A 16,412-nucleotide genomic window follows, 5' to 3' on the forward strand; every position below is an offset into this window, starting at 1 on the left:
TAATTCATCCGTGAAAAAGTTACATTCCGTTTTTTATGCATGAGACCTAATGGTTTTAACTTAACAGCCAATAGTTGGTTGTTATTTGCTAAGGTCTATGTATAGAGTGGACTTTTTTAGAGAGAGCGTCTTGCTGTTTTTTCATGGATAAATGCGTATTTCTGCATAGTGGCTCAGTGTACACTAGAGAAGTCTGTGCCTAAAAATTGATAGTAAAATAGTCAGTTCGAAATAAAGTCGATACGTTAATAGCCAAGTGCTGCTGCGATAAATTTTTTGCAGCCTCTGTCACGCTTGCGAACAGCACGCAAGAAAAATTTACCGCATCAGCACTGTATCGGTTTTAAAGTGGATCAACTATAGATATACGTAAAATAGTCTGCGAGTTATTAATGTTTGGCTGAGTGTAAAATTAATATGACAAGGATGACATACGATGACAGAGGTAATAACAGATGTAATAGAAGATACAGCGCTTGCTATGCTTACCACGTCATTGCAGCAGAATATGACTGCCTACTATCCCGACAGTAGCGAGGCTTTTATTGGTAATGTCTCACTATTACTGCCGCTGCTGAATACTTTGACTAATGTGGTGTTTTTCGTAAAAGATGAGCTAGCATGTTATCAGCTGGCAAACAAAACCTTATTAAAACGCTGTCAGTTGAGTCAGCACGAAGATATCGTAGGGTTTACCACAGAGGAGGTGTTTTCGCATCGACAGAGTAGGGATTATATTTTGCAAGATATGAAGGTATTACGAGAAGGCAAGTCTATCGTTGATAACTTAGAGCTGCACAGTTATGCGTCTGGTCAGTTAGGTTGGTGTATTACCAATAAACTGCCCATTTATAATAAGAGTCAACAAATAATCGCGATGGTTGGTATTTCGGTCGATATTGATGAAGATAACGAGCGCGTTTTGCGTAAACACGCTCGCTTGGCTGAAGTGTCTCAGTTTGTACGAGGGCATCTTGATCAGAAAATCAATATCGCCCAATTGGCTGACTTGGCTAATTTGAGTGTATCGCAGCTAGAGCGTACCTTTAAGGCTGTACTGAATATGTCGCCATTACAGTTTGTGCAAAAGCTGCGCTTAGAATATGCGATTAAGCTCTTGGCGATGCCTGATATATCAGTTACTCAGATATCGTTGAACTGCGGTTATAGTGATCACAGTGCTTTTAGCCGTCAGTTCAAACAGTTCACAGGAATGTCGCCTACTCAGTTTCGCCAAACTTACCTATAATTAAAAAACTAACTTAATAACTTATTAATTTGGATCTAATTACTGCGGATCCAACAATTCAATCCAGTGCTTCACTGGTATGCTTGATCGGCTACTTAGATGTAGTTGGCAACCTATGTTAGCGGTCACTATCTGCTCTGGATGACCAATCGTCAAGTCCGCAAGCTTATTAGTTAGTAATTGCTCACTCAGCTTAGGCTGGAGTATCGAGTAGGTTCCAGCAGAGCCGCAGCATAAATGTTTGTCTTTAGTAGGCGTGAGCTCAACACCTGCCTGTTGCAAAATCTGTTCAACTAAGCCGCTCAACTGCTGAGCATGTTGCAATGAGCAAGGACAATGTACGGCTGTTTTGCGCTCTTTATCTTGCAATTGTAGCTGACTCAAATCTTCCTTAACTAATATTTCCCCAAGATCACGGGTAAGCTCGCTAACCCGTTGTGCTTTAACGGCATAATCTGGATCATACTGTAGTTTTTCGCCATAGTCTTTGACCATCGAGCCACAGCCAGAAGCACTGATAACAATGGCTTCTACGCCCGCCTCAATATGGGGCCACCACGCATCGATATTGCGGCGCATGAATGCCAGTCCCTCTTCATGGGCTGGCATGTGATAACTGACGGCACCGCAGCAACCAGCTTCGGGTGCGGTAAATAAGCTAATACCTAATTTATCGAGTACCCGAGCGGCCACAATATTGGTATTTGGAGTCGCTGAGGGTTGCGCGCATCCTGCTAATACCAACATCCGGCGCGTATGCTGCTGGGTTGGCAAAGCGCGCTTAATTTGTTTAATCGGTACTTGTTGCTTTAAATCATGAGGCAAAAAGGATCGAACCAACTGTCCTAAGCGTAATAAAGGCCCGAAGCGACTGGGATAGGGCAGAATTTGGCGTATCAACCAGCGCAGTAGCTTCTGCTGTAGCGGTCTCTCTAATTGCTCCTCCATGATGCCGCGGCCTATTTCAGCTAAGCGCCCATATTTTACGCCAGAAGGACAAGTGGTTTCGCAACTACGACAGGTTAGACAACGGTCTAAATGCGTTTGCGTTTTTTCGCTAACGTCACCGGTTTCAAGTAGCTGTTTGACTAAATAAATACGTCCACGTGGCCCATCTCTTTCGTCGCCCAATTCTTGATAAGTAGGGCAGGTCGCATTACAAAATCCACAGTGTACGCAGCTGCGTAAGATGGCATCCGCTTCTTTGATTTCCGGATGATCTAGATACTTCACATTAATTTGGGTACGCATAATATTTTCCTATTACATCCAACTATAGAGACGACCTGGATTAAAAATACCTAGCGGATCAAAAGCATGTTTGAGCCGTTGATGCAGTCCGCGCAGTGCCTCGGGTTGAGTATGAAATACCTCTTGTAGTCGATCACCACCACTATAAAGACTCACTTGACCGCCCATACTGTTGGCAAGTGCTTCCAATGATTCAGTATCGAAATCACCGCGCAGCCAACGTTGGCTGCCACCCCAATCCACCAGCCACTCTTTATCTGGAAATACATGCTCAGCATTACTATTGACCGAAAACCGCCATAAAGGCGCATGACCTGAAAAGTAGTCTAACTGCTGCTCGCGTAGCTGCGTCCATAGGGTGTCTGATTCTTCTAGAATTTTACCTTGCCACTGCTTAACGGTGCTCTCGACTGCACTACGCGCGCCCTCTAAACGTAAATAAAGATGATTCTCAAACCAACAAGCGCCCGTCAAAGGATTTGGTAAACCTGCCAAACGGTTCATCTCTTTGATAGCCTGCGTTGCATCCATTTCACGTTTGAGAGTCATAGTAGCAGCAGGTTTGGGCATAACCTTTAGACTGACCTCGCTAATGACTCCTAAAGTTCCCATCGCTCCAGCCTGCATTCTTGAGACATCGTAGCCGGCTACGTTTTTCATCACTTGACCACCAAAGCGCAGCGCTTCGCCTCGACCATTAATCAGGCGAATACCGAGGACGTGATCTCTTACCGAACCATTCCAAGGACGTCCTGGTCCTGACAGGTGACATGCTAGCGTGCCCCCTAAAGTCGCCTGCCCATCAAATAGCGGCGGCTCAAACGCCAATCTCTGATTGTGTTCACTCAAAGCGTTATTAATCTCAGTTAACGGAGTACCTGCTCGTGCAGTCAACACCAGCTCAATCGGCTCGTAATTCACAATACCACTGTGCTCAGCAATGTTAAGCGGGACGCCCTCGGGCGTGCGACCCATAAATTCCTTGCTACCACCGCCAACTATTTGCAATTTGCTACCATCACTACTGGCCTGTTTAATTCGCTCAATCAGTTCAGCACTTATATCTTTCATGCCGGTGCTCCCTGTTGTGGCGGCTGACTCACTGAATCGTCCATTATCTTATCAAGCGACCGATATTCCTGACAATTTTTTAGGACAGGAATGCCTTTACCTGGATTAAGCATACCATCAGGATCAAAAGCAAATTTAATAGCATGAAATTGGCGTAATTCCTGCTCATTAAATTGCACACGCATTTGGCGGATTTTTTCTATACCAACACCGTGCTCACCAGTGATACAACCACCTACCTTGACACAAAGCTCTAAGATACGAGCGCCAAATTCCTCAGTTTTTTCAAGCTGACCAGGCATATTGGCATCGAATAATATCAGAGGATGCAAGTTACCATCACCCGCATGAAAGACATTGGCCACGCGCAAATTATAGTGCTCGGAGAGTTTTTGCATTTCAGTCAATACATGCGCCAGTTGGCCGCGAGGAATAGTGCCATCCATGCAATAGTAGTCGGGTGAGAATCGGCCTACCGCTGGAAAGGCAGACTTACGACCTTTCCATAACAAAGCACGTTCCGCCTCGCTTTGAGAAACTCGAGTTGAGGTGGCACCTAGTTGAGTGAAGAGCTGTTCAACTTCGATGATTTGTTCTTGAACCTCAATTGCCGTACCATCTAATTCACATAAAAGCAGCGCCTTAGCATCGGTAGGGTAACCCGCTTGCGCAAATGCTTCGGCCGCTATAATGGCATAGCTATCCATCATCTCAAGCCCCGCTGGGATAATCCCTTTAGCAATGATTTCGCCTACGGCATCGCCTGCCGTCTGTACGTTATCAAAACAGGCCATAATGACCTGCGCCTTTTCGGGGCTGGGTAATAATTTGACCATGACTTCAGTAACTATTCCTAACAATCCCTCAGAGCCAGTTATCAAGGCCATAAGATCAATGCCGTTACTATCAAGTCCTTCACTACCAATGCTTATCAAATCACCTTCGACCGTCACCATTTCTACTTTTAATAAGTTATGTACCGTGAGCCCATACTTGAGGCAATGCACGCCGCCGGAGTTTTCGGCGACGTTGCCTCCTATCGTACAAGCAATTTGGGAGGAGGGGTCCGGACCATAATACAAGCCATGTACGGAGGCCGCCTCACTAATGGCTAAGTTACGTACGCCTGGCTGCAAGCGTGCCGTGCGGGCTAGAGGGTCTATCTCGAGAATATGCTTAAAACGAGACAGTACTAACAGCACGCCATCAGGATTTGGCATGGCACCGGCACAAAGACCTGTGCCTGCTCCGCGAGCTACTACTGGAATCTGATAACGATGGCAAATACGCATGACTTCTTGTATCTGCTCGACCGTATCGGGCAAGACGACTAACAGCGGCATATCACAATAGACAGACAGCCCATCACACTCAAAAGGCTTTTGGGTTTCCTCATCACTGATCACATATTCAGGCTCAATAAAAGCGCGAAACATAGCCACTAATGTGGCTTTATCAGGTCTTTTGCTCTCAATCATATGGCTCTCCTTAGCGAAATGAATGAATTTTAATACCTAATCTAATACTCAATCAATATCCAACCACTGCCGCATCGACGATACGCGGATCAGAAGAACCGTAAACACCCTTAGGAGTCAACATAATTGATTGTGTTGAGCCCATTGCTGCTTGCGGGCTAACCGTATGGCCCATGGATTCTAGTTTTTTAATCGTATCGACATTGAGCGCCTTTTCAATACGAATCTCATCAGGTAACCATTGGTCATGAATACGCGGAGCATGAGTGGCCTCAGCGATATTCATATCATGGTCGATGACATTTGAGATGATTTGGGTGACGGTAGTAATAATACGACTACCACCCGGGCTACCAGTCACGATAAAAGGTTTATTGTCTTTAAATACCAAGGTAGGACTCATAGAAGATAATGGACGTTTATTGGCTTCAACGGCATTTGCCTCACCGCCTAATAACCCATAACCATTAGGCACACCGGGCTTGGCAGAAAAATCATCCATCTCGTTATTAAGTAAAATGCCCGTACCTTCAGCGACAAGGCCAGTGCCGTAAGAGAAATTAAGCGTATAAGTATTGGCTATCGCATTGCCGTCTTTATCAACGATAGAGAAATGCGTGGTTTGATCGCTCTCATAGGGTAGTGGGTTGTTGGCTTTAATCGTCGCCGCTGGCGTGGCTTGGTTTGGATTAATTAATGTACGCAGCTTATTTGCATACGCTTGAGAGGTTAAGCCGCTGGTCGGCACATCAATAAAGTCCGAATCTCCCAGATACTCAGCACGATCTGCATAGGCCAATTGCATGGCCTCAGCCATCAGATGGATGGTTTGCGCACTGTTTTGTCCGTAGTCTTTGAGCGGATAGCCTTCTAAGATGTTTAAAATCTGCACGATATGAATACCACCAGAAGAAGGCGGCGGCATAGAGACAATCTCATAACCACGGTAGTCTCCTTTGACTGGCTCGCGAGCGATGGCTTCGTAATTGGCTAAATCCTGCAAGCTCATGCTACCGCCAGCGTCATTAACGGCTTTGACTAATTTAGTCGCGGTCTCACCTTTATAAAAGCCATCAGCACCTTGTGCAGCAATTAATTTTAGCGAGCGAGCCAGTTCCGGCTGTTTTAGGCGTTCACCAGGTTGATAAGCGCTACCGTCAGGTTTAAAGAATATCTTCTTGGTGCTTGGCCATTTTTGCAGGCGATCGGTTAATGCGGTGAGCGACTCAGACAAGCCAGCGGTAACTTCTATACCATCTTCTGCTAATGCTATTGCGGGCGCCATTACTTGCCCGCGACTCATCGTGCCATGATCTTCTAATGCTTTTAACAGTCCTGCCACTGTTCCCGGCACCCCAATGGCTAAGCCGTGATAACGGGATAAGTCACTGACCGCGTTACCCTCAGCATCGAGATACATATCACGAGATGCGCTACTCGGCGCTTTTTCACGGTAATCAAGTGCCACTGTTTTGCCTTGCTTGGCATCATAAATCATCATAAAACCGCCACCGCCGATATTCCCAGCGCGAGGTAAGGTAACTGCTAAGGCAAAGCCAACAGCGACCCCAGCATCAACGGCATTGCCGCCGTCTTTTAGAATCTTTAAGCCAATATTGGAGGCGAGCGCTTCTTGAGTGGCGACCATGCCATTCTTCGCCCAGACCGGATGATGGATAGCATCTTCAGAATAGATGGCCTCATCGACTTTGGCATTGGTAGTCGTTAATGTAAGCGCATTGGTTTTCGCTCGTGTAATGCGCTTGGTTTCAGACAATACGGTAGGATTATCAGCCATAATTGCTAGATTAATCGCACTGGTATTGATTGAGGTGTTATTTATCGAATTGGCATCAGTTGGGGAAACGGGTTCAAGTGCGTGAGCAGATACGGACAACAACAACGTACTGCTAATCAGCAACATAGCAGACTTTAGTGTTGTTTTTACTAATGTTTTATTTTGAGGGTTTTGAGCGCGCATAACATCGTTACAAGATTGAGAAGATAGTTTTGGCATCGCAAAGTCCTTTTTACGAGTGGGTAGGAAATCATACTGAAGTACTAAAGAGAACGATTATATAGTTAGATAGTAACGAATATAGCAGCGAGCGCAAAGCTGTTTATCAACTTTTATTTTTTGATATTACTAGGACGTGTCCTCAGTCTGAACGAGTTAACCTCTAATGGGCTAAAAATGGCTATATTTCCGTACCATTCTTACAGAAAGAATTTTTAAAGTTAATTAAAATATCAGATTGATTTGAACGTAAATGTGGAGAACTAAAAAGCGCACCGTTCATACGATGCGCTTTTTTATATTTTTATACCAAGTTTTATGAGACATTAAATATTAATACAAATCTCTCTATTAATGACAACTCAGATCTCTCTTACATGTACATATCTTTTACATGCCTTGGCTTTGCTGTTTGTCATGTCCTTTACGGTTTTGTGAATGCTGACGACCTTTTTCTTGTTTTTCTGACTTGAGTTGTTCCATCTTGGCACGCTGTTCAGCAGTTAAGACCTGTGAGATGGCATGTTGAGTTTGAACGCGTTCAATAAAACGCTGCTTTGCTTTAGCCGCTTGTTGATCAGCCAAACGATTGACAGCTGCATTATTTAAGGTGCTCGCATTGGTTAATGCTTGCATTTGTTGATGCATTTGCGCACGTTCTGCTTTATTTTTTGTACGTTCAGCTTCACGATCGCCGTGCTTTTCTTGCATGATGGCTTTGATTTGTGCCTGCTGTGTGGCGGTCAAATCTAGCTGCGACATTGGGCCTCTCATGCCGCCTTTTTTCATACCATCTTTATGCTGCATTTTGCTGGTCGTTGGTGCTGTATCAGTGGTTGCGTTGACACTTGTACAAGCTGTAACTGCAAATACGCTAGACATTGCTAGTACTGAGCCCATTAATAATTTTTTCATAAAAATATCCTGTATTTAATTCGGTTTGGTTAAATGAACATTAAATTTTTATCTTGCAAGCATGATGTTTAGAGCGTTATAGATAGGTACTGTCAGCCAATCTATAAGTACGCTGTATAAAAGCAATACTTGCTGTTGATATGCGCTATCTTACGACAGTTAAAGGTTGCGAACATTTATGAAGTATTAAGAAAGGTAACGTTTATAGCGTATTGATAAGCACATGCCTGATAATATGGGTGATAACGCTATTAAGGCTCAAGGAGATAGATGTGCCAAATATATTGCTAGGTGATGATGACGAAGAGTTGACCCAGTTATTACAAGAATACTTGCACAATCATGGTATTCAATGCGATTGCGTTCACGATGGTGAGGCAGTCATCCAGAAACTTAAAACCGCATCTAATGATACTTCTGCTTATGATTTGCTGGTGCTCGATATTATGATGCCAAAAATAGATGGGCTTAGTGTGCTACGTCAATTGCCGAATATTAGTGATATTCCAGTCATTATGTTGACGGCAAAAGGTGAAGAGATCGATCGTATTATTGGGCTTGAGCTTGGCGCTGATGATTACATTACTAAACCCTGCAATCCGCGTGAGTTACTGGCACGCATCAATGCCGTTATCAAGCGCACTAATGCGGCGGCATCAGAGCATACTCCGCTACCAGAGAGTCGTTTGCATCTGGATCAAAATCAGCGAATTTGTAAGATAGATGGTGTAGAGCTACAAGTGACGGGGACAGAATTTGATTTGTTAGTCGCGCTACTCAAACAAAAAGGCGAAGTGGTAAGTAAGGCTTGGCTATCAGAGCATGTGTTGCAGCGTGAACTGCAGCCGTTCGATCGTAGCCTTGATGTACATGTCTCGCGCCTACGCAAAAAACTCCAACCTTTCCACGATGAGCCTATCAAAGCTATCCGTGGTAAAGGCTATCAGCTGGTGCTGTAATGACGGACTCATCGATGAAACCTGCCAAGAAAGCTATTAACAATAAAACTCTTAATCAAGCGTCTAAATTCAAAGTGCGAATCACGCTGTTTTGGCGTCTGTTTCTGAGCCTGTTATTAACGATTCTGATCACCTCTATTTTATCTATCGTGGTGGAGCACTGGCTGGTCGAAAAAGCGCTGAATGCTCGCATGGATGTACAAATTGATAGTTTATTAATTAAGCGTCAAGAGATGGTTGAAGCGTTACAAATGGGTGATTTAACTACCGTTAGGCAAATGTATCGTGAAGACCGATGGCTTATGAATCAAATTAGAGTCTATGACGAGCAAGGCGCTATTATATTTCCGCGTTATCGTGATAGAGATGAGCGTAGACAGGAACATAGGCAGGAACGGATGCCAAATGAAAGGCAGACAATGAGGCCTTCGTCAATGCCACCAATGCAGTCAATGCCTAAGCCTGATAATAAAATGTCTGATAATGAAATGCCTGGTAGCAACGACGATAGAATATTTGATAATGAGCCATCACTTTTAGATAATATCCTGTCACCGATGATACCGAATCGCGCGAATATAGCTAATCCCGATAGTCGTCCTGAGTTGGCTGACGTGACGATCGTCTTACCAGATGAGCAGGCAGTCATTGTACAATTGCGTCCGCATCTGCGTTTTGCCGACGTTGTAGCGCTGCAACGCGGTAATTTTCCGATACGTTTATTACTGATTATCCTCTTTAGCGTCTTAGTTTGTATTTGGCTGAGTCGTACACTGACCCAGCGTATTCGCCGTGTACAAAACACAGTGCACCGTATGATTGACGGCGATTATCAGGCTAATCCAAATCTATCCAAAATGGGAGATGATGAGCTTGGTTTACTCGCGAAAGACGTAGCCAAGCTATCAACACGACTGGCTGAGAGTGAGCTGGCACGCAAGCAGATGCTCAGTGATATCTCACATGAGCTGCGCTCGCCATTGGCACGGCTTGACGTTGCAACTGAGCTGACGCGAGACTTTGCGCCGAATGCCAATCGTTATCTTGATCGTATTGATAAAGAATCTGCGCGGATGAATGAGCTGATTGAGCAAATCATTCATATTCAATCTCTACAAATGCAGCAATATACGATCGACAATTTAGAAAATGAAGAGGTTGATATTTCCGAAATTATCAGTGAGATTGGGCAAGATGTCTGCTTTGAGTTTCAACAGAAAAACGTACACTGGCAATGGCAGCCGGATGATTCATTATTGACAGATTCTTCATTAGTCATGCCTTTATCAGCTACCTCTCCAGAAACTCCTTGGACAGTACTAGGTAACCAAGAACAGCTACACAGTGCACTTGAGAATATCATTCGTAATGCGTTTATGCATACTGCAGCTGATTCAATGGTTATTGCCGAGATTAAGGAAGTGGAGATAGATGGTAAAAGACCTGCTATTCAAGTCAGCATAATAGACGAGGGTGGCGGCGTTGCGAATGAAGATTTGGAGCGCATTTTTCAGCCATTTGTACGGCTCGATTCTGCCCGCCATCGTGAAACTGGTGGTTATGGATTAGGATTGGCGATCGTCCATGCAGTGGTGACAGCGCACAAGGGTCAGATAAGTGTCTATAATCGCCAAGATGGTATTCAAGGGTTGGTGGTGCAGATTGTGTTGCCTGCCTATTCCGCGTGATTTGCACAGCAGTTACCTGCACATCAATAGAAATTGTCTTATCAGCAGAACTTATGGCCATTTAATTGAATGGTCGTTTTAGATAAGCTATTTCAAAAAAGCTATTTAAGTGCAATCGTATAGCTCTGTGGCTTGTCTTGCAAATTGTAAGCTTCAATCGCTTGTAGTTTGAATTCGTTGCGATCGTAAAGGCTAGGATCCTCAGCAGCTCTCGATTCAAGAAGATCCATGATGGAATAATAATTTTCATCTGAGAAATCACCAAAAAGATTTTTGGCGATATAGTTTAAGTACTTTTTATTGTAGCCCTGTATTTCAAACTCCGTATAGTAGCTGTCTTTTTCACGATTGATGACGAGATTATCAGTTATCTCTAGCCGTGATGGACAGTTAAAACATCCTGGAACAAACTGCACATCTTTGATATCGACTTGACTGAGTAAATCCTGTGTTTTGGTTGTTTGACTATTATAATTCACATTGGACTTAGTCGTATATTTGCAGGCCTCATTATCTATTATTCTAATTCGGTTAATCTGATTCTTCTTATTTGTTTCTACATGAAGGCTGCAATCCGCAGATTGTTGATTGCTATAACTGCCTAAACTTTGCTTTTTTAATCCCAAGTTATATTTCTTATTTAGGGTGTTTATGCTTTTACCTAAGGAGCTTGGCGCAATAAAGCTTTGATAATCTGCTGCATGGACAGGTATAGAGATAGTAGCGATTAAGCTGGATATTAATAACGTTTTCTTCATAACTTATACCTAAATTTCGAGAGCATTAGCTGACTTAGTATAACCATCAATGATGCGTTTTAAGCCAACTCTGTAAGCTTAACGCAATTATAGTCAACTTATTATCTGAATGCTATAACCATAAAAAAGCCCCAATACGGGGTTTTTGCGTAATTATGGCGTTAGAGAACGGATTAAGGCAATGATTAAAAACACAATAACAGCACTTGCAATTAACGATACGGACTAGTAATTAGCAAAGTTAATGACCTAGTAGTTCATGAGCTTTGGTTTGGCAGTCATTGTATAAACAAGTATAGTGAATAATCAAACTACCTAGTAACCAAAGACCAAGGATGGATCAATGACTATTGCATGCTTTAAGCCAAAATGGATGGATGAAGAGATCGAAATGCTGCACGAGAGTGCGCTCAAAGTATTTAAAGATTGGGAGGCCCATGATGAGAAGTGGCGTGAAAACGGTATGCTCGATCGTGAGGCTTGGTTAGAAGCGGGCGAGATGGGTTTTTTGTGTGCTTCAATGCCAGAAGAATATGGCGGGGCAGGTGGTGATTTTCGCCATGAAGCGGCGCTGATTTATGCGCAATCTGAAGCCAATCAAGCGGGCTTCGGTGGCTTTTTGCATTCAGGCATAGTCGCCCCTTATATTTTGCATCATGGGACTGAAGAGCAAAAGCAAAAGTGGCTACCCAAAATGGCAACGGGTGAGTTAATCGGCGCGATTGCTATGACTGAGCCGGGCACAGGCTCAGATTTGCAAAACATCAAAACCTACGCAGTCAAAGAAGGCGATGATTATATTATCAATGGTTCAAAGACCTTTATCACTAACGGTCAACTGGGTAATTTAATCATTGTTGCCTGCAAAACTGACCGATCTCTTGGCGCTAAAGGTGTATCGCTTATAATTGTCGAAACCGATAATGCTCCGAGATTTGAGCGTGGCAAAAAGCTCAAAAAACTTGGTATGGCATCACAAGATACTTCTGAGTTATTTTTTAATAACATGCGCGTGCCGCAAGCCAATTTGTTGGGTACGGTTGAAGGGTTAGGTTTTGCGCAATTAATGCAAGAATTACCGCAAGAGCGTTTGATTGTAGCACTGGCAGCAATTGGGGCGATGAAATTAGCACTGGACTTGACCATTGACTATACCAAAGAGCGCACCGCTTTTGGCAAACCTGTTTGGAGCTTTCAAAATACCCGCTTTAAGCTAGCAGAATGCAACACGCATTATATTGCCTCAAGCGCACTATGTGATGCTGCTATTGAAGCATTGGTCGAAAATGAGCTCACGGTGCAACATGCTGCTTTAATCAAATATTGGGTGACCGAAAAACAATGCATCGTGATGGATGAGTGCGTCCAGTTATTTGGTGGTTATGGCTATATGATGGAATATCCGATTGCACGTTTATACGCTGATGCGCGGGTACAGAAAATCTATGGCGGTACCAATGAGATTATGAAAGAGCTGGCGTCACGCTTTATGTAAGCGACTCGTTTATAAATAATTGAAAATTCCATTAAGACCATTTCATTAAGACTATAAGGATATAGCATGATTCAGACGGCTTATATTTACGACGCCATTCGTACCCCTCGCGGTAAAGGCAAAGCAGGTGGCAGCTTAAATCAAGCGACCCCCATTTGGCTGGTACGCACCTTACTTAATGCCATGCAACAGCGCAATGATTTAGACACTAGCTTGGTCGACGATGTCGTGCTCGGCTGTGTGACCCCAATCGGTGAACAGGGCGCAGATATTGCCCGCATTGCGGTGCTTGATGCGGGCTGGCATGAAACTGTCGCTGGCGTGACATTGTCGCGTTTTTGCGCCTCTGGCCTTGAATCAATTAACTTGGCAGCGAGTAAAATCATGTCAGGTATGGAGGATATGGTCGTTGCAGGCGGTGTGGAATCAATGAGCCGTGTAAAAATGGGCGCAGATGGTGGCGCTTGGTTTATGGATCCGCGGGTAAATTCTGTGACTGGCTTTGCCCCGCAAGGCGTTGGTGCCGATACCATTGCAACACTTGAAGGTTTTAGTCGTACAGATGTTGATGCCTTTGCTACTGAGTCGCATAACCGTGCTGCTAACGCATGGGCTGCTGGTTACTATGATAATGCAGTGATACCTGTGCATGATTTGAATGGTCGGTTATTATTAGATAAAGATGAAACCATCCGTCCCGATACTACGGTCGATACCTTAGCAGGGCTCAAACCTTCATTTGCATCGCTTGGTGCTATGGGCTTTGATAGCGTCTTGCTAGACAAATATACCAGTATTGAGCGTATCAATCATGTGCATCATGCTGGTAATTCCTCTGGTATCGTTGATGGCTCTGCGCTTTGCCTTTTAGGAAGCGAGGCTGCGGGTAAAAAAGCAGGATTGCGTCCGCGTGCGAAAGTCATTATGGCGTCGGTTATCGGCTCTGAGCCCTCTATTATGCTGACCGGACCGACACCTGCTTGCCAAAAAGCGCTCAAAAAAGCCGGTATGACGGCAGCCGATATTGATCTATGGGAAATCAATGAAGCGTTCGCCGCGATACCGATGAAGACAGCGAAAGATTTGGGTGTCTCATTGGATAAAGTTAACGTCAATGGTGGCGCTATTGCCATGGGTCATCCGCTAGGAGCTACCGGAGCCATGTTACTCACCACTGTGCTTGAGGAATTAGAGCGCCGTGACCTAAAAACGGCAATGATTACCTTATGTGTCGGCGGCGGTATGGGCATCGCCACTATTATTGAGCGTGTATAAGCTATCTGTAAGACGATGATTAAATAATAAGTTTGAAATTATAAAAAAGGAATAGTAATGAGCATGGATTGCACCCAAACGATTAATGAGTTGGCAGATTTTTCTGCTGAGCGTGACGTTGACAATATCGTAACAGTCACTATCAACCAAACTGACCGTAAGATGAATGTGATTGATGATACTTTTAATCAATCATTTGCGATATTGGTCGATGCTTTTACAAACGATGAGACGGCTAAAGGGCTTATCTTAACGTCAGGTAAAGAGTCTTTTATCGTTGGCGCTGATATTGATCAGCTTGCGAGTATTCAAACCCACGAGCAAGCGTTTGAATTGGTTGAGTCGCTCAAGGCAAGCCTACGTAAGCTTGAGAAATCTGGCAAGCCGGTCGTTGCAGCAATGACAGGTTCAGCGCTTGGTGGCGGCCTAGAGGTTGCTTTGGGCTGTCATTACCGACTCGCTATTGATTCAGCTAAAACCAAACTTGGACTGCCCGAGGTGAAATTAGGCTTGCTACCCGGTGGCGGTGGTACTCAGCGTCTGATGCGCCTACTCGGTATGCAAAAGTCGCTTGAGATGATGACCCAAGGTAAAATTGTCAGTGCTAACGCTGGCAAAGAGAGTGGGTTTATTGATGCGATAGCCAGTGACACAGACGACATATTAAACCAAGCTAAAGCGTGGATTAAGGCCAATCCTGATGCGCAGCAACCGTGGGACAAAAAAGGCTTTAGCATTCCTGGTGGCAATGCGAATAATCCAAAGAACGCGCAAATGCTATCTGTTGCCCCAGCAATGGCGTATCAAAAATCACACGGCAATTATCCTGCCATCACCCATATCATGTCTTGCGTATTTGAAGGTAGCTTACTTGATATCGATGCTGCCCTTGAGGTCGAATCGAGCTACTTTGCTGCTTGTGTACTCTCGCCTGAATCCAACAATTTAATCACTTCTATGTGGACGCAGCTCAATCAGATTAAAAAAGGACAATCGCGTCCTAACGGCTTTGATCGTCAAAAAGTAAATAAGGTTGCGGTACTTGGCGCAGGCATGATGGGTGCTGGGATTGCATATGTTGCCGCCAAAGCGGGCATCAATGTGGTGCTATTAGACACCAGTATTGAAAATGCCAATAGAGGTAAACAATATTCAGAAAAGCTACTTGATAAAGCCATTAATCGCGGACGCTCAAACGATACCAAAAAAGAAGCGTTATTAAGTAAAATTCAAACCACCACTTCCTATGATGATATTGCAAGTTGTGATTTGGTCATCGAAGCGGTATTTGAAAATCGCGATATCAAAGCCAAGTGTACCGAACAAGCAGAAGCCGTCATTGCTGAAACGGTCGTTTATGCTTCTAATACGTCGACCATTCCTATTACGAGCTTAGCCACTGCAAGTAAACGTCCTTCTCAATTCATCGGGCTGCACTTTTTCTCACCAGTCGATAAGATGCCTTTGGTTGAGATTATCATGGGCGAGCAGACTGATGATGAAACCTTAGCAAAAGCCTTTGATTTCGTTTTACAAATTGGCAAAACGCCTATCGTCGTCAACGACAGTCGCGGCTTTTATACCTCGCGCGTATTTGGTACGTATGTGTCAGAAGGTATTGCGATGTTAGGTGAGGGCGTGCATCCACGTCGAATTGAAGTGGCAGGTCTCAAAGCTGGTATGCCAATGCCGCCGCTCGCGCTGCAAGATGAAGTGTCGCTTGATTTATCTATGCATATCATGGAGCAATCCAAAAAAGATACGCTCAGCGAGGGCAAAGAATGGGTCAGTCATCCATCTGCTGCAGTGCTTAATGTGATTGCAAAAGACCACGAACGCTTAGGTAAAAAGGTCGACAAAGGCTTTTATGATTATTCGCAAAATGATGAAGGTAAAGGCGATAAGAGATTATGGCCAAAACTTACTGAACTGTTTCCACCCATTGATGAGCAGCCAGACATGCAAGAGCTGATAGATCGACTGCTCTATATCCAAGTCAACGAATCGGCTCGTTGTTACAAAGAAAATGTCTTGCGCTCTGTTGCTGAAGGTAATGTAGGGTCAATCTTTGGTTGGGGTTTCGCCCCACACCAAGGGGGTACGCTCCAGTTTATCAATGCGACAGGTGTAGAAAAGTTTGTTAAGCGTAGTCATGAGCTGGCAGCTAAGTTTGGCACGCGTTTTGAGCCTGCACAGATTCTGATTGAGATGGCAAAAAAAGGCGAGGTATTTTCAGATGACTGATGATTCAAGACC

General features: G+C 44.2%; 12 protein-coding genes. 6 read left to right on the forward strand and 6 right to left on the reverse strand.

The window, feature by feature from the left end; all coding sequences use genetic code 11:
• Positions 1–436: 436 nt before the first annotated feature.
• Complete coding sequence (locus ACTQ9S_RS00315; protein WP_440453175.1) at positions 437–1,249, forward strand: helix-turn-helix domain-containing protein; 813 nt, start codon at positions 437–439, stop codon at positions 1,247–1,249.
• A 39-nt stretch (positions 1,250–1,288) separates the two neighbouring features.
• Here ACTQ9S_RS00315 and glcF read toward each other — a convergent pair whose 3' ends face one another.
• From glcF to ACTQ9S_RS00340, 5 genes are all read right to left on the reverse strand, one after another.
• Positions 1,289–2,500, reverse strand: coding sequence for a glycolate oxidase subunit GlcF (gene glcF, locus ACTQ9S_RS00320; protein WP_440453177.1), 1,212 nt, complete (start codon positions 2,498–2,500; stop codon positions 1,289–1,291).
• A gap of 12 nt (positions 2,501–2,512) precedes the next feature.
• Positions 2,513–3,571, reverse strand: coding sequence for a glycolate oxidase subunit GlcE (gene glcE, locus ACTQ9S_RS00325; RefSeq protein WP_440453179.1), 1,059 nt, complete (start codon positions 3,569–3,571; stop codon positions 2,513–2,515).
• Positions 3,568–5,049, reverse strand: a complete 1,482-nt coding sequence (locus tag ACTQ9S_RS00330; RefSeq protein WP_068035695.1) for an FAD-linked oxidase C-terminal domain-containing protein — start codon at positions 5,047–5,049, stop codon at positions 3,568–3,570. The genes glcE and ACTQ9S_RS00330 overlap by 4 nt, the downstream gene beginning before the upstream one ends.
• A gap of 52 nt (positions 5,050–5,101) precedes the next feature.
• Positions 5,102–7,030: a gamma-glutamyltransferase gene (gene ggt, locus ACTQ9S_RS00335; protein WP_440453663.1), complete on the reverse strand. Its 1,929-nt coding sequence runs from the start codon at positions 7,028–7,030 to the stop codon at positions 5,102–5,104.
• Positions 7,031–7,456: 426 nt separating this feature from the next.
• Positions 7,457–7,981: a Spy/CpxP family protein refolding chaperone gene (locus ACTQ9S_RS00340; RefSeq protein ID WP_068327577.1), complete on the reverse strand. Its 525-nt coding sequence runs from the start codon at positions 7,979–7,981 to the stop codon at positions 7,457–7,459.
• 272 nt (positions 7,982–8,253) lie between these two features.
• On the opposite strand from ACTQ9S_RS00340, the gene ACTQ9S_RS00345 reads away from it, so the two are divergent.
• On the forward strand, positions 8,254–8,940 hold the full coding sequence (locus ACTQ9S_RS00345; RefSeq protein ID WP_068327579.1) for a response regulator transcription factor: 687 nt from the start codon (positions 8,254–8,256) through the stop codon (positions 8,938–8,940).
• Positions 8,941–8,954: 14 nt separating this feature from the next.
• Positions 8,955–10,628 (forward strand): sensor histidine kinase, encoded by a 1,674-nt coding sequence (locus ACTQ9S_RS00350; RefSeq protein WP_440453181.1) that lies wholly within the window; start codon positions 8,955–8,957, stop codon positions 10,626–10,628.
• A gap of 101 nt (positions 10,629–10,729) precedes the next feature.
• Here ACTQ9S_RS00350 and ACTQ9S_RS00355 read toward each other — a convergent pair whose 3' ends face one another.
• The gene (locus ACTQ9S_RS00355; protein ID WP_068327584.1) at positions 10,730–11,386 is read right to left on the reverse strand and encodes a hypothetical protein; all 657 of its coding nucleotides are present in this window, start codon (positions 11,384–11,386) and stop codon (positions 10,730–10,732) included.
• Positions 11,387–11,729: 343 nt separating this feature from the next.
• Between ACTQ9S_RS00355 and ACTQ9S_RS00360 the strand changes: the two genes are divergently transcribed.
• From ACTQ9S_RS00360 to ACTQ9S_RS00370, 3 genes are all read left to right on the forward strand, one after another.
• Positions 11,730–12,881 carry an acyl-CoA dehydrogenase family protein gene (locus tag ACTQ9S_RS00360; RefSeq protein ID WP_351118778.1) on the forward strand — a complete coding sequence of 384 codons (1,152 nt, stop codon included), beginning with the start codon at positions 11,730–11,732 and terminating at the stop codon, positions 12,879–12,881.
• Between the two features lie 69 nt (positions 12,882–12,950).
• On the forward strand, positions 12,951–14,156 hold the full coding sequence (locus ACTQ9S_RS00365; RefSeq protein WP_264753654.1) for an acetyl-CoA C-acetyltransferase: 1,206 nt from the start codon (positions 12,951–12,953) through the stop codon (positions 14,154–14,156).
• Between the two features lie 57 nt (positions 14,157–14,213).
• Positions 14,214–16,400 carry a 3-hydroxyacyl-CoA dehydrogenase NAD-binding domain-containing protein gene (locus ACTQ9S_RS00370; protein WP_440453183.1) on the forward strand — a complete coding sequence of 729 codons (2,187 nt, stop codon included), beginning with the start codon at positions 14,214–14,216 and terminating at the stop codon, positions 16,398–16,400.
• The last annotated feature ends 12 nt before the right edge of the window (positions 16,401–16,412 follow it).

Source organism: Psychrobacter sp. ASPA161_9 (assembly GCF_051970275.1).
Lineage (GTDB): Bacteria > Pseudomonadota > Gammaproteobacteria > Pseudomonadales > Moraxellaceae > Psychrobacter.